The 22,924-nt window shown below is 71.8% G+C and carries 25 protein-coding genes; 6 read left to right on the forward strand and 19 right to left on the reverse strand.

The window, feature by feature from the left end; translation table 11 throughout:
* Positions 1 to 131 precede the first annotated feature (131 nt).
* Positions 132 to 362, forward strand: a complete 231-nt coding sequence (locus ACFWVC_RS03475; RefSeq protein ID WP_384275772.1) for a hypothetical protein — start codon at positions 132 to 134, stop codon at positions 360 to 362.
* 21 nt (positions 363 to 383) lie between these two features.
* On the opposite strand, the gene ACFWVC_RS03480 is transcribed toward ACFWVC_RS03475, so the two are convergent.
* The 6 genes from ACFWVC_RS03480 to ACFWVC_RS03505 all read right to left on the reverse strand — a co-directional run bounded on the left by ACFWVC_RS03480 (position 384) and on the right by ACFWVC_RS03505 (position 6,495).
* Positions 384 to 1,439: a DUF4190 domain-containing protein gene (locus ACFWVC_RS03480; protein ID WP_384275780.1), complete on the reverse strand. Its 1,056-nt coding sequence runs from the start codon at positions 1,437 to 1,439 to the stop codon at positions 384 to 386.
* 405 nt (positions 1,440 to 1,844) lie between these two features.
* On the reverse strand, positions 1,845 to 3,125 hold the full coding sequence (locus tag ACFWVC_RS03485) for a DUF6986 family protein (protein WP_384275786.1): 1,281 nt from the start codon (positions 3,123 to 3,125) through the stop codon (positions 1,845 to 1,847).
* A gap of 129 nt (positions 3,126 to 3,254) precedes the next feature.
* Complete coding sequence (locus ACFWVC_RS03490) at positions 3,255 to 4,217, reverse strand: electron transfer flavoprotein subunit alpha/FixB family protein (protein ID WP_384275792.1); 963 nt, start codon at positions 4,215 to 4,217, stop codon at positions 3,255 to 3,257.
* A gap of 39 nt (positions 4,218 to 4,256) precedes the next feature.
* Positions 4,257 to 5,042, reverse strand: a complete 786-nt coding sequence (locus tag ACFWVC_RS03495) for an electron transfer flavoprotein subunit beta/FixA family protein (protein WP_384275798.1) — start codon at positions 5,040 to 5,042, stop codon at positions 4,257 to 4,259.
* 199 nt (positions 5,043 to 5,241) lie between these two features.
* Positions 5,242 to 5,751, reverse strand: a complete 510-nt coding sequence (locus ACFWVC_RS03500; protein WP_384276402.1) for a flavin reductase family protein — start codon at positions 5,749 to 5,751, stop codon at positions 5,242 to 5,244.
* A gap of 330 nt (positions 5,752 to 6,081) precedes the next feature.
* Entirely contained in the window at positions 6,082 to 6,495 is a 414-nt protein-coding gene (locus ACFWVC_RS03505; protein WP_384275803.1) for a TlpA family protein disulfide reductase, read from the reverse strand.
* Between the two features lie 88 nt (positions 6,496 to 6,583).
* Here ACFWVC_RS03505 and ACFWVC_RS03510 point away from each other — a divergent pair, with 88 nt between their 5' ends.
* Together ACFWVC_RS03510 and ACFWVC_RS03515 are read left to right on the forward strand one after the other, a co-directional pair.
* The gene (locus ACFWVC_RS03510) at positions 6,584 to 7,000 is read left to right on the forward strand and encodes a DUF4395 domain-containing protein (protein ID WP_384275810.1); all 417 of its coding nucleotides are present in this window, start codon (positions 6,584 to 6,586) and stop codon (positions 6,998 to 7,000) included.
* A gap of 140 nt (positions 7,001 to 7,140) precedes the next feature.
* On the forward strand, positions 7,141 to 7,881 hold the full coding sequence (locus ACFWVC_RS03515) for a lysophospholipid acyltransferase family protein (protein WP_384275822.1): 741 nt from the start codon (positions 7,141 to 7,143) through the stop codon (positions 7,879 to 7,881).
* 40 nt (positions 7,882 to 7,921) lie between these two features.
* Here the strand turns inward: ACFWVC_RS03515 and ACFWVC_RS03520 are convergent, their stop codons facing one another.
* Positions 7,922 to 8,521, reverse strand: coding sequence for a transglutaminase family protein (locus ACFWVC_RS03520; protein ID WP_384275830.1), 600 nt, complete (start codon positions 8,519 to 8,521; stop codon positions 7,922 to 7,924).
* Positions 8,522 to 8,603: 82 nt separating this feature from the next.
* Here ACFWVC_RS03520 and ACFWVC_RS03525 point away from each other — a divergent pair, with 82 nt between their 5' ends.
* On the forward strand, positions 8,604 to 9,665 hold the full coding sequence (locus tag ACFWVC_RS03525) for a DUF3048 domain-containing protein (protein ID WP_384276408.1): 1,062 nt from the start codon (positions 8,604 to 8,606) through the stop codon (positions 9,663 to 9,665).
* Between the two features lie 3 nt (positions 9,666 to 9,668).
* Here the strand turns inward: ACFWVC_RS03525 and ACFWVC_RS03530 are convergent, their stop codons facing one another.
* A complete protein-coding gene (locus tag ACFWVC_RS03530; RefSeq protein WP_384275836.1) occupies positions 9,669 to 10,064 on the reverse strand; it encodes an STAS domain-containing protein in 396 nt (131 codons plus the stop codon).
* A gap of 134 nt (positions 10,065 to 10,198) precedes the next feature.
* A complete protein-coding gene (locus ACFWVC_RS03535; RefSeq protein WP_384275840.1) occupies positions 10,199 to 11,365 on the reverse strand; it encodes a M24 family metallopeptidase in 1,167 nt (388 codons plus the stop codon).
* A 63-nt stretch (positions 11,366 to 11,428) separates the two neighbouring features.
* Between ACFWVC_RS03535 and ACFWVC_RS03540 the strand changes: the two genes are divergently transcribed.
* Both ACFWVC_RS03540 and ACFWVC_RS03545 read left to right on the forward strand, forming a co-directional pair.
* Positions 11,429 to 12,055: a uridine kinase gene (locus ACFWVC_RS03540; RefSeq protein ID WP_384275845.1), complete on the forward strand. Its 627-nt coding sequence runs from the start codon at positions 11,429 to 11,431 to the stop codon at positions 12,053 to 12,055.
* A gap of 380 nt (positions 12,056 to 12,435) precedes the next feature.
* Positions 12,436 to 14,340, forward strand: coding sequence for an AAA family ATPase (locus ACFWVC_RS03545; protein WP_384275851.1), 1,905 nt, complete (start codon positions 12,436 to 12,438; stop codon positions 14,338 to 14,340).
* Positions 14,341 to 14,396: 56 nt separating this feature from the next.
* Here the strand turns inward: ACFWVC_RS03545 and ACFWVC_RS03550 are convergent, their stop codons facing one another.
* From ACFWVC_RS03550 to ribD, 10 genes are all read right to left on the reverse strand, one after another.
* On the reverse strand, positions 14,397 to 15,491 hold the full coding sequence (locus ACFWVC_RS03550) for a hemolysin family protein (RefSeq protein ID WP_384275857.1): 1,095 nt from the start codon (positions 15,489 to 15,491) through the stop codon (positions 14,397 to 14,399).
* Complete coding sequence (locus ACFWVC_RS03555; protein WP_384275863.1) at positions 15,488 to 16,828, reverse strand: hemolysin family protein; 1,341 nt, start codon at positions 16,826 to 16,828, stop codon at positions 15,488 to 15,490. The genes ACFWVC_RS03550 and ACFWVC_RS03555 overlap by 4 nt, the downstream gene beginning before the upstream one ends.
* A 136-nt stretch (positions 16,829 to 16,964) precedes the next feature.
* Positions 16,965 to 17,432 (reverse strand): PH domain-containing protein, encoded by a 468-nt coding sequence (locus ACFWVC_RS03560; protein WP_384275869.1) that lies wholly within the window; start codon positions 17,430 to 17,432, stop codon positions 16,965 to 16,967.
* Between the two features lie 35 nt (positions 17,433 to 17,467).
* Positions 17,468 to 18,322: an ATP phosphoribosyltransferase gene (hisG, locus tag ACFWVC_RS03565; protein ID WP_384275875.1), complete on the reverse strand. Its 855-nt coding sequence runs from the start codon at positions 18,320 to 18,322 to the stop codon at positions 17,468 to 17,470.
* 98 nt (positions 18,323 to 18,420) lie between these two features.
* On the reverse strand, positions 18,421 to 18,693 hold the full coding sequence (locus ACFWVC_RS03570) for a phosphoribosyl-ATP diphosphatase (protein WP_319664288.1): 273 nt from the start codon (positions 18,691 to 18,693) through the stop codon (positions 18,421 to 18,423).
* Between the two features lie 33 nt (positions 18,694 to 18,726).
* Positions 18,727 to 19,212 carry a 6,7-dimethyl-8-ribityllumazine synthase gene (gene ribH / locus ACFWVC_RS03575; protein WP_384275886.1) on the reverse strand — a complete coding sequence of 162 codons (486 nt, stop codon included), beginning with the start codon at positions 19,210 to 19,212 and terminating at the stop codon, positions 18,727 to 18,729.
* A gap of 53 nt (positions 19,213 to 19,265) precedes the next feature.
* Positions 19,266 to 20,555: a bifunctional 3,4-dihydroxy-2-butanone-4-phosphate synthase/GTP cyclohydrolase II gene (locus ACFWVC_RS03580; protein WP_384275893.1), complete on the reverse strand. Its 1,290-nt coding sequence runs from the start codon at positions 20,553 to 20,555 to the stop codon at positions 19,266 to 19,268.
* On the reverse strand, positions 20,552 to 21,208 hold the full coding sequence (locus ACFWVC_RS03585) for a nicotinamide riboside transporter PnuC (protein WP_384275900.1): 657 nt from the start codon (positions 21,206 to 21,208) through the stop codon (positions 20,552 to 20,554). Before ACFWVC_RS03585 ends, ACFWVC_RS03580 begins: the two co-directional genes overlap by 4 nt.
* A complete protein-coding gene (locus ACFWVC_RS03590; RefSeq protein ID WP_384275907.1) occupies positions 21,205 to 21,822 on the reverse strand; it encodes a riboflavin synthase in 618 nt (205 codons plus the stop codon). The genes ACFWVC_RS03585 and ACFWVC_RS03590 overlap by 4 nt, the downstream gene beginning before the upstream one ends.
* Complete coding sequence (ribD, locus tag ACFWVC_RS03595) at positions 21,823 to 22,914, reverse strand: bifunctional diaminohydroxyphosphoribosylaminopyrimidine deaminase/5-amino-6-(5-phosphoribosylamino)uracil reductase RibD (protein WP_384275914.1); 1,092 nt, start codon at positions 22,912 to 22,914, stop codon at positions 21,823 to 21,825.
* Positions 22,915 to 22,924: the final 10 nt, after the last annotated feature.

Here is a 22,924-nt window from a genome sequence, read left to right on the forward strand (position 1 = left end):
GAGCGTGGGTCGGTAGGGCGCGTGGGGCTCCGCCGGCCCCGGTCGAGCGGCCAGGGCGCCGAGTCAGCGGCCCACGGCGTGAGCCGGCGCCTTTCAGGGGAAGTGGGTCGCTGCGGCACGTCCGTTCGCCCGTGTCAGCGCTCGAGGTTCCGCTCGAACCAGTGGTGCGCGTACTGCTCGGTGCTGAATGCCTCGACCTCCACGAATCCCGCGGTCTCGACTGGGACGACCCGGATGAGGAGTACGAGGCACCCTCCGAGCCGTGGACGGTCGGCGGTGTACTGGCGGGCTTCGGCTGCCTGGCGGCGGCCCTTGCGTTCGTCGCGATCCGGGTGAACGGACTCGTCGCCCTCTTCGACTGACTCAGGTCACCTGCGCCGGTCCTAGGAGTCCACGGCCGCGTCCGACGTGGCAAGGCCCAGCGCCGCACGCGCCCTGACCGCCTCCTCGTAGCCCGACAGGCGCTCGGCCGCCTCGTAGTGGTCGTAGTAGGTGTCCGCGTCCTTCGCGGCGGCGGCCTTCGCCCAGTGCGCGCGGGCCGCGTCGATCTTCGCCTCGAGCGCGGCGACGTGCTGCTCAGCGGCGGCAGGCCACACGTGGCCGTGCAGGATGCGCGCCTCCTCGTCGAGGGCGCGTGTGACGTCCTGCGCCCACTCCTTGTAGCCCTTCAGGTCGTCCTTGACGTACTCCGCCTCCGGAGGTGCGGATTTGGCGTCGTTGATGGTGTTGGCGGCCTTGAGATAGGCGAGCTGGTGCTCGTCGAGCGTGGTCGCGTCCTGCCGGAGCGAGCCCTTGAGGGGTCCGCCGTCCCTGCCGAAGAAGCAGGTCACCTCGTGGTCGTCGTGCAGCCAAGTACTGCTGCTGGGCGCGAAGTAGTAGACGTCGACGTCCTGCGGTATCGCCCAGGTGTCCATGGCGTAGACGTTCTCCAGCTCCCAGCACCGGTTCTCCGCCGTCTTCGTGATCGAGGCGTCGCCAGGGAAGCCGCTGTTCTCCCCGGCCACTTGGAAGACCCCGAACACTTCCCCGGTGTGTGTACGCGTGCACGGCACGGTGGCCGCGTTCGCGACCTTCGCCACCACCTTGTCGCCGGGGGTGTCGAAGCAGTCGCCCTTGCGGAGGGTGAAGAGAGTGTTGCCGTCCGGCATCCCGTCCGCCAGGCCGTCGCTGAAACCCTTCGTGAACGCCGCCACGCCACTGACCAGGACGACGGCGAAGACCAGCGTGCTCACGGTCGAGAGCACCAGACCGGTGACGGCCATGCCCTTGCCGCGCTCGCCCGTCCTCCCGATCTGCGTCAACGCGATCGATCCCAGCACGATGCCGACCACCGGCACGACGCACACCAGCCCGAACACCAGGGCCGCGACCGCGAGTCCGTTGAGCGGCGGTCTCGCCGCCGGCGTGACCTGCGGGTAGGACGGAGACGGCGAGTCCACGGAACAGCGCTCCTCATGGAGTGTCGGACGAACGGCTGGGCGAATATATCCACCGGCACCCGCCTCCCGTGACCGCCCCTGGGACACCTGCGGTCGATCACGATCGCAGCCGGAGGACGAGGGACGCCGCGGCGGTGCGCCGGGATGGACACAAGGGCCAGGAGGCACCGCGCCCGGCAGGTCGGCCGCCCGCCCGCCGCCGCGGTCACGCGGCACTTCACCGAGCAGGGCGGCCCGTTGACACATGAGATGGCAGGCGGTTCGATGGCCGCCACGCCGCCGGGCTTCAGGCGCTGCGGGCGTACCGGGCCAACATCACCGACGTGCTGCCGAAGCCCGGTTGACGGGGCGCCGCCCCATCGCGGCCAGCAGCGCACCCCCGCGGATCCGCACGGCCGGTGGCGACTACGCCTGGCCGGGCACGCCCGCCAGCGCATCGAGGTCGCTCCGCGAGAGCCCCGTGGCGGCGGTGACCTCTTCCGGGTCGACGGCTCCGCAGTCGAGGCCGCGAAGCAGGTAGCCGCTCAGTGCCCTGGCGGTCGCGGGCTCGTCCATGACGTCACCACCGGCCCGGGCGACGTACGCCACGAGGCGGGCGGCCGCCGCGGGGAGACCTTCGCGGTAGAAGGCGTAGACGGCGGCGTAGCGGGTGGGCAGGTGGCCGGGGTGCATGTCCCAGCCCTGGTAGTAGGCGCGGGCGAGGGAGCGGCGGACGAGCCCGTAGTGCAGGCGCCAGGCGTCGTGGACCTGCGCGGTGGGCCCGACCGGGAGGACGTTCGTCGCGCCGTCCGAGAGCCGGACGCCCGTGCCGGCGGCGGCCACCTGCATGACGGCCTTGGCGTGGTCCGCGACGGGGTGGTCCATCGACTGGTACGCCGCGCTGACCCCACAGGCGGCGCTGTAGTCGAAGGTGCCGTAATGGAGTCCGGTGACCCGGCCCTCGGCCGCGTCGATGAACCGGGCGACGGTCGCGGTGCCGTCGGGGCCCAGGACGGACTGCGTCGTCTCGATCTGGATCTCGAAACCGATCCGCCCCGCGTCGAGCCCGCGGGCCTTCTCGAACTCCTCCGCCAACCGCACCATCGCCCTGACCTGCTGAGGGAACGTCACCTTCGGCAGTGTGAGCACGAGCCCCCGCGGCAGCTCTCCGGCGTCCATGAGACCGGTGAGGAAGACGTCCAGGGTGCGGATGCCACGGTCCCGGACGGCCGCCTCCAGGCACTTCATGCGGATGCCGACGTACGGGGGCGCGCTGCCGTCCGCCACGGCGGCGGTGACGAGGCGTGCCGCGGCAGCCGCGGCGGCGTCCTCCTCCGCGTCGGGCCGTGGACCGTAGCCGTCCTCGAAGTCGATCCGCAGGTCCTCGACCGGCTCACGCCGCAGTTTGTCGCGGACCCGGTCATGGACCGGGACGGCGAGCGCGGGCGGCAGTCCGAGGACGCCGGCGAGCGCGGCGGCGTCGGGGGCGTGCTCGTCGAGCGCGGCCAGCGCACGGTTGCCCCACGTGCGCACGGTGTCCGCGGTGAAGGCGTCAGCGGGGACGTAGACGGTGTGCACGGGCTGCCGGGTGCCGGGGTCCCCGGGGTAGCGGCGGGCGAGTTCGGCGTCGACACCGGCCAGGGATGCGCCGATGTCCCGGCGCAGCGCGTCGCCGAGTGAGGTTCGGACCGACTCGTCCTGCGCCATCTGCCACCTTCCCGGGCTTCAACAAGTCGTTGAAGCAACGCTAAGGCCGCCCCGCCGGGCCGTCAATGACGTATGGAGCCCCGCGGTGCCTTGCGGCAGGGCGGGGCTCCAAGCGAGTGGCCGTCGGGGTCAGCCCTTGCGGGCGGTGACCTCCTCGGTCAACTGCGGCACCACAGCGAACAGGTCACCGACCACGCCGTAGTCGACCAACTCGAAGATCGGCGCCTCCGGGTCCTTGTTGACCGCCACAATCGTCTTCGACGTCTGCATCCCCGCCCGGTGCTGAATCGCACCCGAAATACCCGCCGCCACATACAACTGCGGCGACACCGACTTACCCGTCTGACCCACCTGGTTGCTGTGCGGATACCAGCCCGCATCCACCGCAGCACGCGACGCACCCACCGCCGCACCCAGCGAATCAGCCAACGCCTCGATCACCGCGAAGTTCTCCGCACCATTGACACCCCGGCCACCGGAAACCACGATCGCCGCCTCCGTCAGATCCGGACGACCCGTCGCCTCCCGCGGCGTCCGCGACACCACCCGCGTCCCCGTCGCCAGCGCACCGAACGTGACCTCCAGCGCCTCCACCGCACCCGCGGCCGCCGCCGCCTCCACCGGAGCCGAGTTCGGCTTCACCGTGATCACCGGAGTGCCCGTCGTCACCCGCGACTTCGTCGTGAACGACGCCGCGAACGCCGACTGCGTAGCCACCGGCCCCTCCGCACCCGCCACCACATCCACCGCGTCCGTGATCAGACCCGAACCCAGCCGCAACGCCAGCCGCGCCGCGATCTCCTTGCCCTCACCCGACGTCGGCACCAAAACCGCCACCGGGCCCACCACCTTGGCAGCCGCCTCCAGCGCATCCACCTTCGGCACCACCAAATACTCCGCGAACTCACCCGCCTCCGCGGTCAGCACACGCGTCGCACCATGCTCACCCAACACCGAAGCAGTCGCCCCGGCACCAGCACCCAGAGCCACCGCCACCGGCTCACCCAGCCGACGCGCAATCGTCAGCAACTCCAGCGTCGGCTTACGGACCGCACCATCCACATGGTCCACATAGACCAGAACTTCACCCATGGAAACTCAAACTCCTCGCAGAACAGACGGACAGGCGGATCAGATGAACTTCTGGCTCGCGAGGAACTCCGCGAGCTGCTTGCCGCCCTCGCCCTCGTCCTTCACGATCACACCGGCAGTCCGCGCCGGACGCGCCGCCGCCTCATCCACCACCGTCCACGCACCCGCCAGACCCACCAGCTGAGCCTCGATCCCCAGATCCGCCAGATCCAAGGACTCCACCGGCTTCTTCTTCGCCGCCATGATCCCCTTGAACGACGGATACCGCGCCTCACCCGACTGGTCCGTCACCGACACCAACGCCGGCAACGACGCCTCCAACTGCTCACTGGCCGTGTCACCATCCCGGCGACCCGACACCGTCCCACCCTCGACCCTCACCTCGGACAGCAACGTCACCTGCGGCACACCCAACCGCTCCGCCAACAACGCCGGCACCACACCCGCCGTGCCATCCGTCGACGCCATCCCCGTCACCACCAGATCGAACCCCACGTGCTCGACCGCCTTCGCCAGCACCAGCGACGTCGCCATCACATCACTGCCATGCAGACCCTCGTCCTCGACATGCACCGCCTTGTCAGCGCCCATCGACAACGCCTTGCGCAACGCGTCCTTCGCATCCTCAGGACCCACCGTCACCACCGTCACCTCAGCGTCACCCGACGCCTCCGCGATCTGCAGCGCCTGCTCCACCGCATACTCATCCAACTCCGACAGCAGCCCGTCCACCGCGTCCCGATCCGTCGTCAGATCCTCCGCGAAGTGACGATCACCCGTCGCATCGGGCACGTACTTAACCGCTACAACGATCCTCAAGCTCACGCGTGCTCTCCTACTACTGCGTCGGGTACGTCAACTGCCCATCGAGGGCAGCATAGGCGCCGTGGACGGCGGCTCCCCGCCGGGACGCTGCGGCGCTCCGACAGAAATATTACTCGCCAGTACAACCCGCTCCTTCCCCGTTCACAAGGGCGGTGAACTGTGACGTTCCCGACGCGGCCGGGCGGCTCCGACCCGGTGTTCAGTGACGCAGCGCGTTGAATCGGCCCTGGTGGTAGAGGAGCGGCCGGGCAGGGCCATCCGGGGCGCCCGCGACGGCCTGCGCGATGACGACGCGGTGGTCGCCGGCGGGTATGCGGGCCACCACGCGGGCGACGAGCCACGCCGAGACATCCTCCAGCAGGGGGACGCCGTACGGACCGGGGGCCCAGGCCGTGGGCGGGGCGAAGCGGTCGGCCCCACTGCGGGCGAAGGTGGCCGCGAGATCCTCCTGGTGCTCGCCGAGGATGTGGACGCCGAGGTACGCGGCATCGGCGACCGTCGGCCAGGCCGAGCCCGCGGTGCTGATGCCGAACGAGACCAGCGGAGGCTCGGCGGAGACGGAGGTGAGCGAGGTGGCCGTGAAACCGGCGGGGCGCGCGCCCGGCGCGGTGATGACGGCGACGCCCGCCGCGTGGCGACGGAACACGGACCGGAAGGCGGCGGAGTCGAAGGCGTCGCAGACGGGAGCCGCGGAGGAAGCGGTGGGCACCGAGGAACCCGGGGAACCCGGGGAGCCGGGGAAGGCGGAAGCCGGCACGGCGGCGGCGCGGGTCTGCTCGGGCGGTGCGGGCAGCCGGACGAGAGCGGGACTCACCGGCTTGCCGAAATCAGGGGACGCGGTCATGGAGTTGTCCTCTTGGTGCTGTCGAGCCGGAGGCGTACGGACTTCTGGACGCTCAGCGGCAGCGACAGCGGGCGCTCGCGTGCCGACCGAGGTCGACATCGAAGCGGGCGAAGAGCAGGAGGTCTCGCGACATAACGTCAGACTGACGATGAGGACGCCGGGCCGTCAAGGGCGCATTGCCGGATGGGACCGGGCTCATACCGCCGCGCCGAGGGCCGCGATGACGTCGGCCTTGCGGGGCTGGCCCGCCGCGCGCCGGACGATCGCGCCGTGCGCGTCGAGCACCAGGACGGTGGGGGTCTTGAGGATGCCGAGCCGCCGGACCAGGTCGAGGCGCGCCTCCGCGTCGATCTCGACGTGCGCGACCCCGTCGACCATCGCGGCGACGTCCTCCAAGGTGCGCCGCGTCGCCCGGCAGGGGGCGCAGAACGCGCTGGAGAACTGGAGCAGCGTGGCCCGCTCGCCGAGCTCCGCGCCGATCTCACCGGCCGTCAGCAGTTCGGCAGTGTCCTTGTCCCGCACACGTATCCTTCCGTCTCGCCGCCGGTGCAGCAGTCCGAAGGCCGCCGCGGCGGCGAACACCGCGACGCATACCACCAGTCCGGTCATGTCCGCCCTCCCGACGATTGCAGCGTTCACAGGACTGCCATGATTCCCGGGGGTCCGGCCGGGCCCCGCGTCCGGAATCATGACTGCCATGAGCACTCACGCCATTGATGCCCGAGGACCGCGGTTCGCCGCAAGCCTGACGACGGTCGTGCTGGCCGCCGTCCTGATCACCGGCAGCGGCTGGCTGCTCGCCGTCCAGGCGCTCGTGTTCGCGGTGGGCGCCGCGGTGGGTGTGCAGCACTCACCCTACGGGCTGTTGTTCCGTACGGTGGTTCGTCCCCGGCTGGGGCCTCCGACCGAGACCGAGGACCCGGCGCCCCCGCGCTTCGCGCAGGCGGTGGGGCTGGTGTTCGCGCTGATCGGACTGGTCGGCTGGTTCGCGGGACCGCAGTGGCTGGGGCTCGCCGCGACCGGCTGCGCGTTGGCGGCGGCCTTCCTGAACGCGGTGTTCGCCTACTGCCTCGGGTGCGAAATGTACCTGCTGGTGCGTCGTACGACCGGGTGACGTGATGAGAATCTCGCCCGGGCACGGGCACGCGGGATGACACGGCACCCGTTTACGGTGCACGATCAGCCCGCGGTCGCAAACCTACGGCCGCGTAACTTCCACCGGGGGCCACCCCCTACGAAGAAGGGGCCCCACGCATGGCCGAACTCGTCTACCCACCCGTCATCGGCTTCGCCCGGACGATGTTCCGGGTACAGGGTCTGCGCTTCGACATCTCCGGCACGGAGCACGTGCCGCGCAGCGGCGGCGCGCTGCTCGTCAGCAACCACATCGGGTATCTGGACTTCGTCTTCGCGGGTCTGACGGCACTCCCGGCCAAGCGCCTCGTGCGCTTCATGGCCAAGGAGTCGGTGTTCCGGCACAAGGTGTCCGGGCCGCTGATGCGGGCGATGAAGCACATCCCGGTGGACCGCTCCGAGGGCATGCACGCGTACAAGCACGCCCTGTCCGCGCTGCGCTCCGGCGAGATCATCGGTGTCTTCCCCGAGGCGACGATCTCGGAGTCCTTCACGCTCAAGTCCTTCAAGTCGGGTGCGGCGCGCCTGGCGATGGAGGCCGGGGTGCCGCTGCTGCCGGTCGCCCTGTGGGGCACGCAGCGCATGTGGACCAAGGGGCAGCCGCGCCAGCTCGGCCGCAACCGCTTCCCGATCTCGATCCGCGTGGGCGAGCAGATGGAAGCCGGGGAGAACGAGAAGCCGGGGGCCCTCACCCGCCGTCTGCGCCTGCGCGTACAGGAGTTGCTGGACGACGCGCAGCGCGCGTACGCCGGCCGCCCCTCCGGTCCTGAGGACCACTGGTGGCTGCCCGCGCACCTGGGCGGTTCGGCACCCACCCCGGAGGACGTGGCCGCCAAGGAGCGATCCGCCACGGAGGACTGACGTCGCGCACCCGCGTGCCGGCGTCGCCGTTGACGTCCGCTCACAGTTCGGTGGGCAGCAGGCGCCACAAGTGGGGCCGGTCGGTCGCGGCGCGCAGGGCGTGGAGCACGGTCGGCGGCGGGGTGACGTAGAGCCCCGGGTAGTCGCACTCACCCCGTTCCGGACGCGGCACCCAGGCGAGCCGTTCCTCCCGGAGTGAGAAACGGGCGTCGACCCCGGGCTTGTTGCCCCGTGGGTCCTGACGGGCCCAGCGGTCGTGGCCGGGGAGCCGGAGTGCGACGAGGCCGTGCACGAGCGGGTTGCTCCCGTCGTCGTCGGTGAGCCGCTGGTAGCACAGGCCCGCGGGGATGGCCTCGGCCCGCAACAGCGCCACGAGGGCGTGGGACTTGGCGTGGCAGATGCCGGTGCGTTGCTCCAGGACGTCGGAGGCGCGCCAGGTGACGCGCGGGTCCCCGGCGTCGGCGGAGTGCGGGATGGTGTCGCGCACGAAGGCGTAGGCGGCGCCGGCATAGTCATGCGGAGCCGGGGCCGCCGCCCGCAGCCGGGCGGCGGTCTCGCGCACGAGCGGGTGATCGTGGTCGATCACCTCGTCCGCCGCCAGGTAATCGGCCGACGCGGCGCTCTGGGGTACCGGCTCCATGTGACGGATAATAGAAAGAAGCCGGGCAACCCGGCAATTGAATTTCCTATAGCGGTATATCTATGCAGTCCGAGAGGTGGCTGTGGTGGACCGTGGAGGAAGACGCGCCACAAACGCGACCGTCGTGGCCGTGCTGGCCGCACTGGCCGTGCTGGTCGCGGGGCTGCTCTTCGCGCGGCACGGCGGCCCGGACCGCGCGTCGAACGCGCCCGGCCGCAGCGCTCCCCCGGCGGCCACGCCGTCCGCGTCGCCCGTACCCTCCGCGTCACCCGTCAAGGAGCGTTCGCCCTTCACCGGACTGCCTCAGGACCGGCCGCGCCCCGTGCTCGCCGTGAAGATCGACAACGTGGGCCCCGCCCGTCCGCAGACCGGGATCGACCGGGCCGACCTGGTCTACGTGGAGGAGGTCGAGGCAGGGCTCACCCGGATCCTTGCCGTGTTCTCCTCGTCGCCCTCCCATCTGCCGGACCGCGTCGGCCCGGTGCGCAGCGCACGCGAGTCGGACCTGGAGCTGCTGCGTCAGTTCGGCCGGCCCGCGCTCGCCTTCTCCGGCGCGCAGACCAGGCTGCTGCCGGTGATCGCGGCCGCGCCGGTGTACGACGTCTCCCCCGCCCACGCCGGTGGGGCGTACACGCGGGACCGTTCGCGTCCCGCGCCGCACAATCTGTACGCCTCGCCCTCGCGGCTGCTGGCCGCCGCCCCGGACGCCTCCGCGAGCCGTGACATCGGCTTCCGCTTCGGCCCCGCGCCCTCCGGGGGCACGGCCGCGACCACCCGCACCGTCCGTTTCCCCTCTGCCTCGGTCGGGCTGCGCTGGTCGGCCGAACAGCGGCGCTGGCTGGTCTCGTTCGACGGCAGGCCCGCCGCCGCGACGGGCACCGGGCGGCTCGGCGCGCCGACGGTCGTCATCCAGTACGTGACCGTACGCGCCTCGCAGTACCACGACCGATGGGGCAGCACCTCGCCGTACAGCGAGACCGTCGGGTCGGGCGAGGCGGATGTGCTGCGCGACGGCAAGGCGTACCGGGCGCACTGGTCACGCCCCGAGGCGGCAGGGGGAACGGAGTTCACCACTCGGCAGGGCGCGCCGATGACCTTCGCGCGCGGCCAGGTGTGGATCGTGCTGGCGCCGCGTCCGTCGTAGGCCTCAGGCGATCGCGCCGCCGGTGGCCGCGGGCGGGCCGGGTGCGCCACGCGCGGCGAGCGCCGAGGCGAGGTCGCCGTGCACGGTGAAGACCCCCGCGGTGCGGGTCAGCCGCAGCAGCCGCAGCACAGGAGGGTTGTCGGCGACGAGGCCGAAGCTGCCGCCGCGCTCCAGGGTGCGCCGCCGCGCGCGGATCAGCACGGACAGCCCGCTGCAGTCGAGAAAGCTGAGCCCGCGCAGGTCCACCACCAGGTCGGGGTGCGGCCCGGTGGAGGCCTCGTCCAGTCGCACGCCGGCGCTCTCGCCGGCGTACAGATCAAGCTCCCCCGACAGTTCCACCACGGTGGTGCCGCCCACCACCCACTGCCGCACCCCGAAGTCGTGCTCGTCGTCGAACAAAGCCGGCCCCCCGACTCCCGCATTCTGCTGGGCCCCTGAAGCTCCGGCGTACGCCGCGCGCATTTCGGCGCGCCACGCACACCCCCGTGACTCCGGGATACCCCCCTGCGGTACCGGCAGTCAACACATCCGGACTAACCCGGCAGGACGACCAGTTCCCGGGCGGTCTGGTTGAGGCGTTCCCCGCCCTCGGCGGTGCACACCGCGATGTCCTCGATACGAGCGCCGAAGCGGCCCGGCAGGTAGATCCCCGGCTCGATGGAGAAGGCCATACCGGGCTCCAGCGGCCGCGCGCTGCCCGCCACGATGTAGGGCTCCTCGTGGGTCTCCAGCCCGATGCCGTGCCCGGTGCGGTGGATGAAGTGCTCCCCGTACCCGGCCGCGGCGATGATGTCCCGCCCGACCGCGTCCAGTTGCTCCGCCGTGACGCCCGGGCGCACGGCCTCCGTCTGGGCGTGCTGGGCGCTGAGCAGCACCTCGTACATCTCGCGGAACTCCGCGGGGGGCTCCCCCATGGCGTACGTGCGGGTGGAGTCGGAGCAGTAGCCCTCCTCCGTGGTGCCGCCGATGTCGACCACGACGGGATCGCCGGTCCGGATGACGCGATCGGAGACCTCGTGGTGCGGGCTCGCCCCGTTGGGACCGGACGCCACGATGACGAAGTCGACCGTGGTGTGGCCCGCGTCGAGGACGGCCTCCGCGATGTCGCGGGCGGCCTCGCGCTCGGTGCGCCCGGCCGCGACCCACTCGCCGATGCGCCGGTGCACCCGGTCGATGGCGGCGGCGGCCCGGCGCAGCGCCTCGATCTCGGCGGGTGTCTTGCGCATGCGCAATTCACGCAGGACCTCACCGGCCAGGCTCTGCTCGGCGCCGGGCAGCGCGGCGCGCAGGGCGAGCACCTTCTCCGCCCACATGTGGTTGTCGACGGCGACGCGCCCCCCGCCCGCCGTCCGCGGCAGACGGCGGGCGAGAAGCGCGTAGGGGTCCTCGGTCTCGGCCCAGCCGACGATCTCGACGCCGATCCCGCCGAGCGGCGAGATCTCCGCGCCGGGCTTCTCCAATTCGGGCACGACGAGGAAGGGCTCGCCGAGCACGGGCAGCGCGAGGCAGACCAGGCGCTCGGTGAGGTGGGCGCGGTAGCCGGTCAGATAGCGCAGATCCGGCCCGGGGGAGACGAGCAGCGCGTCCAGCCCGGCGTCGGCCGCGGCCTTGCGGGCCAGTTCGAGGCGTTCAGCCGGATAGAGGGGTGCCGAGCGGGCACCACGGCCGGGAGCAAGGGGGGTGTCGGTCACGACTCTCACCGTAGACGCCCCTGGGCCCCGCCGCAGGCCGCCCGCGTCGGCGCAGGTCGTAGGCTTGCCCCGATGGATGTCGACACCGCCCCCGATCCCCTCCCGGCGCTCGCCGCCCTGCTGCGCTCGCTGCCGCCCTCCTGCGGACCGGTGCGGCTGGTCGCGGTCGACGGGCACGCCGGCGCCGGGAAGACGACCTTCGCCGCCGCGCTGGCGCGGGCCCTCGGCGGGGCCCCCGTGGTGCACCTGGACGATCTGGCCACCCATGACGAGCTGTTCGCCTGGACCGGCCGGCTCCGCGAGCAGGTGCTCGAGCCGCTGAGCCGGGGCGGGACGGCGCGGCCCGCGAAGTACGACTGGGTGGCGCGGCACTTCGGCCCGCTCCTGGAGGTGCCCCCGGCGCCGGTGGTCCTGATCGAGGGCGTGGGCGCGGGACGGCGGGCGGTGCGGCCGTGGCTGTCCCGCACCCTGTGGCTGGACGTCCCCCGCGACACGGCCCGGGAGCGCGGCGAACGCCGGGACGGCCCGCAGCTCGCCGAATTCTGGACCGGCTGGATGTACGCGCAGGACGCCCATTTCGCCGCCGACCCGACCCGCCCCTTCGCCGAACTGCTGGTGCGCCAGGTGCGGAATGGGTACGAGGTACGCGAAATGCCCACCGGTACACCCCTGGTGCACACGGCCACTCACCCAGCGTGACCACCCGCGGCCGGTGTGCTCGCGCCCTCCGGCCGGCCTCCGGACAGGGCCACGGGTGGCTTGACCGTGGGGCCGTACAGGACTTACGTTCTGAATGCGCGGTCCTGTACGACCGCCCTCGGACGCGAAGCCCCCGGTTGTTCCCCCGTGACCGGGGGCTTCGTTCTGCCCTGGACGGGTGATCCGGCCCCGCACGGCAGCGAATTGCTCACCCAACGTTACGGTCCGCGTGGCTCTACGGCCTACCCCGCCTGCACGGGTACCATGCGAGCGGGGTGCGACGACATGTGCGCGCGATGCGCACCCCGCACCAACTCCCGCTTCGGGATGTGTGGTTGGGGCGGCGGGCGACACCGGGGGAAACGGTTGGTGGGGACCTGATGGACTTCGGCACGGAACACCCCGGCTCCCCTGCCGATCTCGCCTGGACGCGGGCGGTGGACGCCTACACCATGGGCGCGTACACCCAGGCCGAGGAGGAGTTCCGGGTCGCGGTGCGGCTCGACCCGGGTATGGCCGACGCCTGGCTCGGACTGCACGCCCTGCGCGCGGACACCGCGACCGCGCTACTGCAGATGTACCGGCACCGCGACCGCTTCGGCGAGCAGCGCCGGGCCCATCGTCGCTCCATGAACTCCTGGTACTGGCTTGGCTGGTGGGTGCAGCCGGTCCTGGAGACCCGCCGCGATCTGCTGCTGGCCCACGCCTCGCACTGGCTCGACGGCCGCCACATCGCGGAGCTGGACCGGGCGCTGGCCGAGTGCCCGCCCGTCGACACCGACCCGCACGTCCGCTTCCTGCACGCCTGCCGGGCCTACCTGGTCAAGGACTGGGACCAACTGGTGCGGCACACCGAGCCGTTGCTCGGCGACGCCGTGCTCGGCATCGAGGCGGGCCTGTTCGGCGGCATGGCCCGGGTACGTCTGGAGCTGTACGGGCAGGCAGAACCCCTGCTGGTCACCGCCCTGATGCGGTGCCGCAGCGAGCAGCCGCAGCGCAAGGAGCTGCGCTACTGGCTGGCGCGCGCCTACGAGGGAACCGGCCGCACGGCCGCCGCGCTGCCGCTGTACCGGGCCGTGCACCGCGTCGACCCCGGGTTCATGGACACCTCGGCACGCCTCACCGCCATCGACGAGGCGGACGGCCTGGGCGACGAGGCCGCAGACTACGCCTCCGTCGCCATGCCGGGCTTCGGGCAGGCCGCTCCCGAAGGGCTGTCACCCGACCCCGATTCCCTGGACGCCCGCGGCGGCGGGATGGGCGTCCCGGGCGGCGGTACGGGCGGCTCCGTGCTGGACGACCCGCTCGGCGGCGCCGGCCCGATCGACGACGACATCCGGGAGAAGGCGATCCTGCCCGTCTCCCCCATCCCGCCCCAGGTCCCGGTCATCGCGCCGGACCCGGTCCTGCTCGCCCAAGCGCTGGCGGAGCTGGACCGTATGGTGGGCCTCGAACCGGTGAAGCGCCAGGTCCGCGCACTGTCGGCGCAACTGCGCATGGCCCGGCTGCGGGCCGTCCAGGGACTGCCGGTGCAGCCCCCGAAGCGGCACTTCGTCTTCTCCGGGCCGTCGGGGACCGGGAAGACCACCGTCGCGCGCATCCTCGGCCGGGTCTTCTACGCCCTCGGGCTGCTCGGCGGCGATCATCTGGTGGAGGCCCAACGGGCCGATCTTGTCGGGGAGTTCCTCGGCCAGACCGCGGTGAAGGCCAACGAGCTGATCGACTCCGCCCTCGGCGGGGTGCTGTTCGTGGACGAGGCGTACGCGCTGTCCAACTCCGGCTACAGCAAGGGCGACGCCTACGGCGACGAGGCCCTGCAGGTTCTCCTCAAGCGCGCCGAGGACAACCGCGACCGGCTCGTGGTCATCCTGGCCGGCTACCCCGAGGGCATGGACCGCCTGCTGGCGGCCAACCCCGGGCTCGGTTCGCGCTTCACCACCCGCGTCGACTTCCCGAGCTACCGCCCGCAGGAGCTCACGAGCATCGGCGAGGTCCTCGCCGCCGACAACGGCGACCGCTGGGACGAGGAAGCGCTGGAGGAACTGCTGGCGATCAGCGGCCATGTCGTCGACCAGGGCTGGATCGACGAACTGGGCAACGGCCGCTTCCTGCGCACCCTCTACGAGAAGAGCTGCGCCTACCGCGACCTGCGCCTGTCCGGCTACGCGGGTCCGCCCTCGCGTGACGACTTGTCGACATTGCGACTGCCCGACCTGATGCAGGCGTACGGCGAGGTCCTGTCGGGCCGCGGCCCCGGGCTGTCACCGCCGGAACCCTTGGATTGAAAGGGCCTGAAGGGGCTGTGCAGAAGGGCCCGGGCGATCGCCCGGGCCCTTCCGCGTCAGCTCGCCAGTGCCTGCGGCGCGTGGACGGTCTCCCGCTCGGGAACCGCCTTCCGCCCGGGGGCGCTCTCCCGGTGGGCCGGGTCGCGGACCTCGCCCACCAGCATCTCCAGTACGTCCTCCAGGGCGACCAGCCCCAGCACCCGCCCACCGGAGTCGGCGACCGCCGCCAGGTGCGACGCGGCGCGGCGCATCTGGGTCAGCGCGTCGTCCAGCGGCAGCTCGGCCCGAAGGGTGGCCATGGGCCGCCAGAGCCGGGAGGGCACCGGCCGGTCCGGGTCGTCCAGGTCGAGGACGTCCTTGACGTGCAGATAGCCGAGATAGACGCCGTCCGGTCCGGCCACCGGATAGCGGGAGTAGCCCGTACGGACGGTCAGTTCCTCGATCTCCGCGGAGGTGACGGTCGGGTCGACCGTCACCAGGTCCTCCGGTGCGAGCAGGACGTCGGTCACCGGGCGGGTACCCAGTTCGAGCGCGTCCTCCAGACGCTCCTGCGCGTCGTCGTCCAGGAGTCCGGCCTGCCGGGCGTCCTCGACCAGCGCGGTGAGTTCCTCACTGGTGAAGACCGCGTCGAGCTCGTCCTTGGGCTCGACCCGGAACAGCCGCAGGATGATCCTGGCGGTCCAGCCGAGCACCGCGGTGACGGGCCTGAAGATCCGGGCGAAGGCCACCAGTCCCGGACTCAGCCAGAGGGCGGTCTTCTCGGGCGCGGCCATGGCCAGGTTCTTCGGGACCATCTCGCCGATGACGAGGTGGAGGAAGACCACGACAGCCAGCGCGATGACGTAGCCCGCCGGGTGGATCAGACCCTCCGGAAGATGGACGGCCTCGAAGAGCGGCTCCATCAGATGGGCCACGGTCGGCTCGGCGACCGCGCCCAGTGTCAGCGAGCACACCGTGATGCCGAACTGGGCGGCCGCCATCATCTGCGGCAGGTTCTCCAGGCCGTGCAGCACGGTTCTGGCCCGCCGATGGGTTCCGGCGAGCGGCTCGATCTGGCTGCGGCGTACGGAGACCAGCGCGAACTCGGCGCCGACGAAGAAACCGTTGCCCAGCACCAGCAGGGCGGCCAAGAACAGTTGCAGGAAGCTCATCGGTCGCCCTCCTGCCCCGCCTGCGGCTCGTCGAACCCGACGCGCACCAGGCGAACCCTTTCCGCACGGTGGTGCGCCACCTCGCGCACCCGCAGTTCCCAGCCGGGCAGCACTGCCGTGTCGCCCGGTTCGGGGATGCGTTCCAGCAGGTCGGCGACGAGGCCCGCCACGGTCTCGTAGGGGCCCTCGGGGGCCTCGAGTCCTATGCGCTCCAGCAGGTCGACGCGGCAGCCGCCGTCGGCGTCCCAGGCGGGCCGGCCGCCCTCGGCGGGGGCCTGGGCCAGTTCGGGCAGGTCGGCCGAGTCGTGCTCGTCGCGGACCTCGCCGACGAGCTCCTCGACGATGTCCTCCAGGGTCACCACACCGGCCGTGCCGCCGTACTCGTCGACGACGACGGCGATCGGCTGCTCGCGCCGCAGCCGCTCCAGCAGCGGCTGGACGGGCAGCGTCTCGGGCACGAGCAGGGGGGCGACCGTGATCCGGCCGACCGGCGTGCGGTCGCGCTGGTGGGCGGGCACCGCGAGGGCGTCCTTCAGGCTCGCCATGCCGACGATGTCGTCCAGCCGCTCCCGGTAGACCGGGAAGCGGGACAGCCCGGTGGCCCGGGTGAGGTTGAGTACGTCGGCGGCGGTGGCGGTGTCCTGCAGGGCGCTGACCCGCACGCGCGGGGTCATCACGTTCTCCGTCGTGAGTTCGCCGAGCGAGATCGTGCGGACGAAGAGGTCCGCGGTGTCCTGCTCGATCGCACCGGCCCGCGCGGAGTGCCGGGCGAGCGAGACCAGCTCGGTCGGGGTGCGGGCGGAGGCGAGCTCCTCGGCCGGCTCGACGCCGAGGGCGCGCACCAGGCGGTTGGCCGCGGTGTTGAGCAGTTCGATCACCGGGCGGAACGCGGCGGAGAAGACCCGCTGCGGTCCGGCCACGAAGCGGGCCACCTGCAGCGGGCGCGAGACCGCCCAGTTCTTGGGAACCAGCTCGCCGACGACCATCTGGACGGCCGAGGCGAGGATCATGCCGATGACCACGGCGATGGCGGGCGCGGCCCCGGAGGGGACGCCGATCGCGGTGAGCGGTCCGGACAGCAGGTGGGCGAGTGCCGGCTCGGCGAGCATGCCCACGACCAGCGAGGTGATCGTGATGCCGAGCTGGGTGCCGGAGAGCTGGAAGGAGAGCTTGCGGAGCGACTCGACGACGCTGAGCGCCCGTCGATCGCCCTCGGCGGCCGCTCGTTCGGCGGCCGGCCGCTCCACGGTCACCAGGCCGAATTCGGCGGCGACGAAGAAGCCGTTCGCGAGGATCAGGACAAAGGCCGCCCCGAGGAGCAGCAACGAGGTGTTCATGCCGCCGCTCCGGGATGTCGGTGCGGAGGGGCGGCGCGGGTACTACCGGACGATCCGTCCATCGTGGATTGGGTGTCACTCCTCGGGTCGTTGCGGAGATTCCAGAGTAATGAAGAAATGGCGCGCGGCGGCAGGTCTACTGTCCCGCGGTCCCGTCCGTGCCGTGGACCTCGGCGAGAGCGCGCAGCCTCCGCGCGTCGCGCAGCGCGCCGGCGCGGCCGATGCCGGGCTGAATACCCATCGCGGCCAGGCTCGTTCCGTCGGCGAGGTCGAGGAAGACCCAGGGGTCACCGGGGCGCAGATTCACCCGGATCACCTGCGCCCATTCCAGGCGGCGCTTGGTGGTGAGATTGACCACGGTGACGCCGTCCCGGTCGGCGACGACCTTCGGACGGCTGAGCAGCACGAGCACCGCGGCGATGAGCGCGCCGGTGAGGACCATCCAGGCGCGGTCCGAGGTGTGCCAGGGCCGGGCCCCGTCGGAGGGCAGCAGGACGGCGATCACGACGAAGGCCGCGAGCAGCCCGCCACCCAGGGTCAGCAGCACCACGCGTGTGCGGGTGGGCCGGAAGGTGACGGGCAGCTCGGGAAGGTCCGTGGACACGGCGGGAGCGGCGGGCGGGGTGGGATGGGCGGGGCTCACAGGCGGCAGGCGTGGATGCCGGTGGTGAGGATCGCCCGGGCACCGAGGTCGTAGAGCTCGTCCATGATCCGCTGGGCGTCCTTGCTGGGGACCATGGCACGCACGGCGACCCAGCCCTCGTGGTGCAGCGGGGAGACGGTGGGCGACTCCAGGCCGGGCGTCAGGGCGATGGCCCGCTCGACGTGCTCGACCCGGATGTCGTAGTCCATCATCACGTAGCGACGGGCCACCAGGACGCCCTGGAGGCGGCGCAGGAACTGCCGCACCTTCGGTTCGGTGGTCTCGTCGGTCTCCCCGGGACGGCGGATGACGACGGCCTCGGAGTCGAGGATCGGCTCGCCGATGACCTCCAGGCCGGCGTTGCGCATCGAGGTGCCGGTCTCCACGACGTCGGCGATGACCTGCGCGACACCGAGCTGGATGGCGGTCTCGACCGCGCCGTCCAGCCGGACGACGGAGGCGTCGACCGAGTGGTCGGCCAAGTGCCGCTGGACGACCGTCGGGTAGGAGGTGGCGATCGTCAGGCCCCCGAACTCCTTCACGTCCGTCACCGTGCCCGGCACGGTGGCGTAGCGGAAGGTGGAGCGGGCGAAGCCGAGCTGCAGGATCTCCTCGGCGTTGGCGGCGGAGTCCAGCAGCAGGTCGCGGCCGGTGATGCCGATGTCGAGCCGGCCGGAGCCGACGTAGACGGCGATGTCGCGCGGGCGCAGGTAGAAGAACTCGACGTCGTTCTCGCCGTCGACGAGGACGAGTTCCTTGGCTTCCTTGCGCTGGCGGTAGCCGGCCTCATGCAGCATCGCCGACGCAGGTCCGGACAGTGAACCCTTGTTGGGAACGGCGATGCGCAGCATGGGGGCGATCCTTTGCAGCTCGGGCGTACGGCGGGGGAAGAGGGCGGGAAGGGCGGACGGATCAGAAGGACAACGGGGCACGCATAGGGTGGCGCTGCTCACAGATGAGCGTATACGTCGTCGAGGCCGATGCCCCGCGCGACCATCATCACCTGCAGGTGGTAGAGCAGCTGGGAGATCTCCTCCGCGGTGCGGTCGGCGCCTTCGTACTCGGCGGCCATCCACACCTCGGCGGCCTCTTCGACCACCTTCTTGCCGATCGCATGCACGCCCTTGCCGACCAGTTCGGCGGTGCGGGACGTGCTGGGGTCGCCGGTGGCGGCCTTCTGCTGGAGCTCGGTGAAGAGCTCCTCGAATGTCTTCTTGGCCATGGTGGTCCCACCCTACGCGGAAGAGCCCCTACCTCACCGCCACGGCTCGGACACCGAACGCAGGATGACCGCGGTGGCGACCGCGGCGGTGACCGCCTCGTGCCCCTTGTCCTCGTTGGAACCGGGCAGGCCCGCCCGGTCCAGTGCCTGCTGCTCGGTGTCGCACGTCAGCAGGCCGAAGCCGACGGGCACACCCGTTTCGACCGAGACCTGCGTCAGCCCCTGGGTGACGCCCTGGCAGACGTACTCGAAGTGCGGAGTGCCGCCGCGGATCACGACGCCGAGCGCGACGATCGCGTCGTAGCCGCGGTCGGCCATCGCCTTCGCGGCGACCGGCAGTTCCCAACTGCCGGGCACCCGCAGCAGGGTGGGCTCGTCGATGCCCAGGTCCCTCAGCGCGCGTACGGCGCCGTCGACCAGCCCGTCCATCACCTGCTCGTGCCACTGGGCCGCGATGACGGCCACACGCAGGTCGCCGCAGTTCTTCACGGACAGTTCGGGGGCGCCCTTACCGCTCACGTGCTTCTTCTCCTTGTTCCGGTGGTGCTGAGTGTTGCCGTCCCGGGACGGGACTACTGGTTGTGGTAGGCGGTGCTCGGGGCCTGGTCGAGCCACGGCAGGTCGTGGCCCATCCGGTCCCGCTTGGTGCGCAGGTAGCGCAGGTTGTGCTCGCCGGCCGCGACCGGCATGGCCACCCGTTCGGTGACCTTCAGGCCATGGCGCGTCAGCGCGTCGGTCTTGTCGGGGTTGTTGGTCATCAGCCGCAGGGAGACCACACCGAGGTCGGCGAGCATCTCCGCCGCGGCGCCGTAGTCGCGGGCGTCGGCGGGCAGGCCGAGCTCCAGGTTGGCGTCGAGGGTGTCCCGGCCGCGCTCCTGCAGTTCGTACGCGCGGAGCTTGGACAGCAGTCCGATGCCCCGGCCCTCGTGACCGCGGAGGTAGACCACGACGCCGCGGCCCTCCGACGCCACTCGTTCGAGTGAGGCCTGCAGCTGCGGGCCGCAGTCACACCGCTGGGAATCGAACACGTCGCCGGTCAGGCACTCGGAGTGGACGCGGGCCAGCACGTTCTCCCCGTCACCGATCTCGCCGGCCACGAGCGCGATGTGCTCGATGCCGTCGGCGGTGTTGCGGTAGCCGAAGACCCGGAAGTCGCCGTAGGCGGTGGGCAGCCGGGTCTCCGCCTCGCGGCGGACGGTGGGCTCGGCGGAGCGTCGGTGGTCGATGAGGTCCTCGATCGAGATGATGGCAAGACCGTGCTTGCGGGCGAACGTCATCAGGTCGGGAAGACGGGCCATAGTGCCGTCCTCGTTGGCGATCTCCACGATCGCCGCGGCGGGGCGCAGACCGGCCAGCCGGGCCAGGTCGACGCCGGCCTCGGTGTGGCCGTTGCGGGTCAGCACACCGCCGGCCCGGGCGCGCAGCGGGAAGACGTGGCCGGGCCGGACGAAGTCGCCGGGCGTGGTCCCCTCGGTGGCGAGCAGCCGGATGGTGGCCGCCCGGTCGGCGGCCGAGATGCCGGTGGTGACGCCGTGGGCGGCGCTCGCGTCGACGGAGACGGTGAAGGCGGTCTTCATGGACTCGGTGTTGGACGCCACCATCTGCGGCAGGTCCAGCCGGTCCAGGTCGGGCTCCTCCATCGGCACGCAGATCAGTCCGCGGCACTCGGACATCATGAAGGCGACGATCTCGGGAGTGACCTTCTCCGCCGCGATGACGAGGTCGCCCTCGTTCTCGCGGTCCTCGTCGTCGACGACGACGACCGGCCGCCCGGCCTTGATGTCGGCGATGGCGCGCTCGACGGAGTCGAGGACGATCGGCTCGTCCTTCACCTCGTACAGGCTGTGCAGTGCGGTGCTCATGCTGCTGCCGCTCCTTCCAGGGCGGGCGCCTTGGGGCGCGGGACGCGGGTCTGCTGCCACCAGGCGTGCATGCCGGCGATCACCAGGACGAAGTACAGGACGTAGACGAAGGCGGAGAACTTCAGGCCGCTGTTCCAGGCCAGCGGGACGCCGACGACGTCGACCGCGAGCCAGGCGAACCAGAACTCCACCCAGCCGCGGGCCATGGCGACCATCGCGGCGACGGTGCCGACGAAGATGTACGCGTCGGGCCAGGGGTTCCAGGACAACGAGGGGTAGAGGGTGAACAGCCCCACGACCGCGAACAGGCCGACGACGGTTCCACCGGTGAGCAGGCCCCGCTCCCGCCAGGTGGCGAAGCGGATCGCGATCCCGCCGGAGTCGCGGGTGCCGCGCCGCCACTGGGCCCAGCCCCACACGGCGACACCGATCACCAAGAGCTGCTTGCCGACGCCACCGGTGAGGTGCGCGGACCAGTTCGCCGCCACCAGGACCACGCCGGACAGCAGTTGGACGGGCCAGGCCCACACCGAGCGGCGCCAGCCGAACGCGAGCCCGGCCAGGCCGAGGCTGTTGCCCACCACGTCGGTCCACAGGAACTGCTGGCCGAACGCGGAGAAGGCGGAGCCGTTCAGGGCGTCGAGGGCGCTCATTCCGCCGCCGCCCTCGATGCCGTGACACGGTCCCCGTACAGCCGCTCGACGTACTTGGCGATGACGTCGACCTCGAGGTTCACCGGGTCGCCTGACTGCTTGAAGCCCAGCGTGGTGAGACCGAGGGTGGTGGGGATCAGGCTGACCGTGAAGTAGTCGGTGCCGGCCTCGACGACGGTCAGGCTGATGCCGTCGACCGTGATGGAGCCCTTCTCGACCACGTAGCGGGACAGCTCCGCGGGCAGCGAGATCCGGACGATCTCCCAGTGCTCGGCGGGGACGCGCTCCACGATGGCGCCGGTGCCGTCCACGTGACCCTGGACGAGGTGGCCGCCGAGGCGGCCGCCGAGGGCCATGGGGCGCTCCAGGTTGACCTTGCCGCCGGCGCTCAGCGCGCCGAGGCTGGACCGCTTGAGGGTCTCGGCCATCACATCGGCGGTGAACTCGCCCTCGCCGGTCTCGACGACGGTGAGGCACACGCCGTTGACCGCGATGGAGTCGCCGTGCTTGGCGCCTTCGGTGACGAGCGGGCCGCGCAGACGGAAACGGGAGGCGTCGCCCAGGTCCTCGATGGCGACCACGTCGCCCAGCTCTTCGACGATTCCGGTGAACACTCAGTTCTCCTCAATTCGGCTCGGGTATGCGGTAATACGCAGGTCGGGGCCGATGTGTTCGGTCTCGGCGACGTCGAGCCGCAACGCCTGCGAGATGGTGGTGATTCCCGCGTCGCCGAGAGCGGCCGCTCCGGCGCCGAGCAGGACGGGGGCGAGGTAGCCGATGACCTTGTCGATCGCCCCCGCGGCGAGGAAGGCGCCGGCCATCGTGGGACCGCCCTCGAGGAGTACGGAGCGGACGCCGCGGCCGTACAGCTCGCCGAGCAGGGCGTGCACGGCGACGCCGTTGCCGGTGCGCGGGAGCCGGGCGACGTCGACGCCGGGCAGGTGCTCGGTGTCGGCGTCCTCGGCGACCGCGATCAGGGTCGGGGCGGCATCGTCCAGGACGCGGGCGCCGGGCCGGATCTTGGCGTTGGTGTCGACCACGACGCGCAGCGGCTGCGTGAAGGATCCCTCGACGCCGCGTACGGCCAGATGGGGGTCGTCGGCGCGCAGGGTCCCGGAACCGACGACGACGGCGTCGGACCCGGCGCGCAGCCGGTGGACGTCGGCGCGGGAGGCCGCGGAGCTGATCCAGCGGCTGGTGCCGTCGGCGGCGGCGATGCGGCCGTCGAGGGTGCTCGCGTACTTCCACAGCACGAAGGGGCGCCGCTCACGGGCGGCGGTGAGCCAGATCTCGTTGCCGCGCGCGGCTTCGGGGGCCAGCAGACCGCTCTCCACGTCGATCCCGGCGGCGGTCAGGGTGACACCGCCGCCGGTGGCCGCGGGGGTGGGGTCGCCGACGGCGTAGACGACGCGGGAGACCCCGGCGGCGATGAGCGCCTGGGCGCAGGGGCCGGTACGGCCGGTGTGGTTGCACGGTTCCAGGGTGACGACGGCGGTGCCTCCGCGGGCGGCGTCCCCCGCCGCGCGGAGCGCGTGGATCTCCGCGTGCGGGCCTCCGGCCTGCTGGTGCCAGCCCTCTCCCACCACCTGTCCGCGGGCGTCGAGGATCACGGCGCCGACGACGGGGTTGGGGCTGGTGGAGCCCAGGCCGCGGGCGGCGAGCCCGATGGCCCGGCGCATCGCGTCGACTTCACCTGGTGTGGCCACCGGGTCCTCC

The organism is Streptomyces sp. NPDC058691, assembly GCF_042714775.1.
Taxonomy (GTDB): domain Bacteria; phylum Actinomycetota; class Actinomycetes; order Streptomycetales; family Streptomycetaceae; genus Actinacidiphila.

Excerpts from the sequence above, each read along its gene's own strand:
- ACFWVC_RS03485 (WP_384275786.1), bottom strand. The coding sequence starts at position 3,125 with ATGGCGCAGGACGAGTCGGTCCGAACCTCACTCGGCGACGCGCTGCGC.
- ACFWVC_RS03490 (WP_384275792.1), bottom strand. The coding sequence starts at position 4,217 with ATGGGTGAAGTTCTGGTCTATGTGGACCATGTGGATGGTGCGGTCCGT.
- ACFWVC_RS03505 (WP_384275803.1), bottom strand. The coding sequence starts at position 6,495 with ATGACCGGACTGGTGGTATGCGTCGCGGTGTTCGCCGCCGCGGCGGCC.
- ACFWVC_RS03510 (WP_384275810.1), top strand. The coding sequence starts at position 6,584 with ATGAGCACTCACGCCATTGATGCCCGAGGACCGCGGTTCGCCGCAAGC.
- ACFWVC_RS03515 (WP_384275822.1), top strand. The coding sequence starts at position 7,141 with ATGGCCGAACTCGTCTACCCACCCGTCATCGGCTTCGCCCGGACGATG.
- ACFWVC_RS03520 (WP_384275830.1), bottom strand. The coding sequence starts at position 8,521 with ATGGAGCCGGTACCCCAGAGCGCCGCGTCGGCCGATTACCTGGCGGCG.
- ACFWVC_RS03540 (WP_384275845.1), top strand. The coding sequence starts at position 11,429 with ATGGATGTCGACACCGCCCCCGATCCCCTCCCGGCGCTCGCCGCCCTG.
- ACFWVC_RS03545 (WP_384275851.1), top strand. The coding sequence starts at position 12,436 with ATGGACTTCGGCACGGAACACCCCGGCTCCCCTGCCGATCTCGCCTGG.
- ACFWVC_RS03550 (WP_384275857.1), bottom strand. The coding sequence starts at position 15,491 with ATGAGCTTCCTGCAACTGTTCTTGGCCGCCCTGCTGGTGCTGGGCAAC.
- ACFWVC_RS03555 (WP_384275863.1), bottom strand. The coding sequence starts at position 16,828 with ATGAACACCTCGTTGCTGCTCCTCGGGGCGGCCTTTGTCCTGATCCTC.
- hisG (WP_384275875.1), bottom strand. The coding sequence starts at position 18,322 with ATGCTGCGCATCGCCGTTCCCAACAAGGGTTCACTGTCCGGACCTGCG.
- ACFWVC_RS03570 (WP_319664288.1), bottom strand. The coding sequence starts at position 18,693 with ATGGCCAAGAAGACATTCGAGGAGCTCTTCACCGAGCTCCAGCAGAAG.
- ACFWVC_RS03580 (WP_384275893.1), bottom strand. The coding sequence starts at position 20,555 with ATGAGCACCGCACTGCACAGCCTGTACGAGGTGAAGGACGAGCCGATC.
- ACFWVC_RS03585 (WP_384275900.1), bottom strand. The coding sequence starts at position 21,208 with ATGAGCGCCCTCGACGCCCTGAACGGCTCCGCCTTCTCCGCGTTCGGC.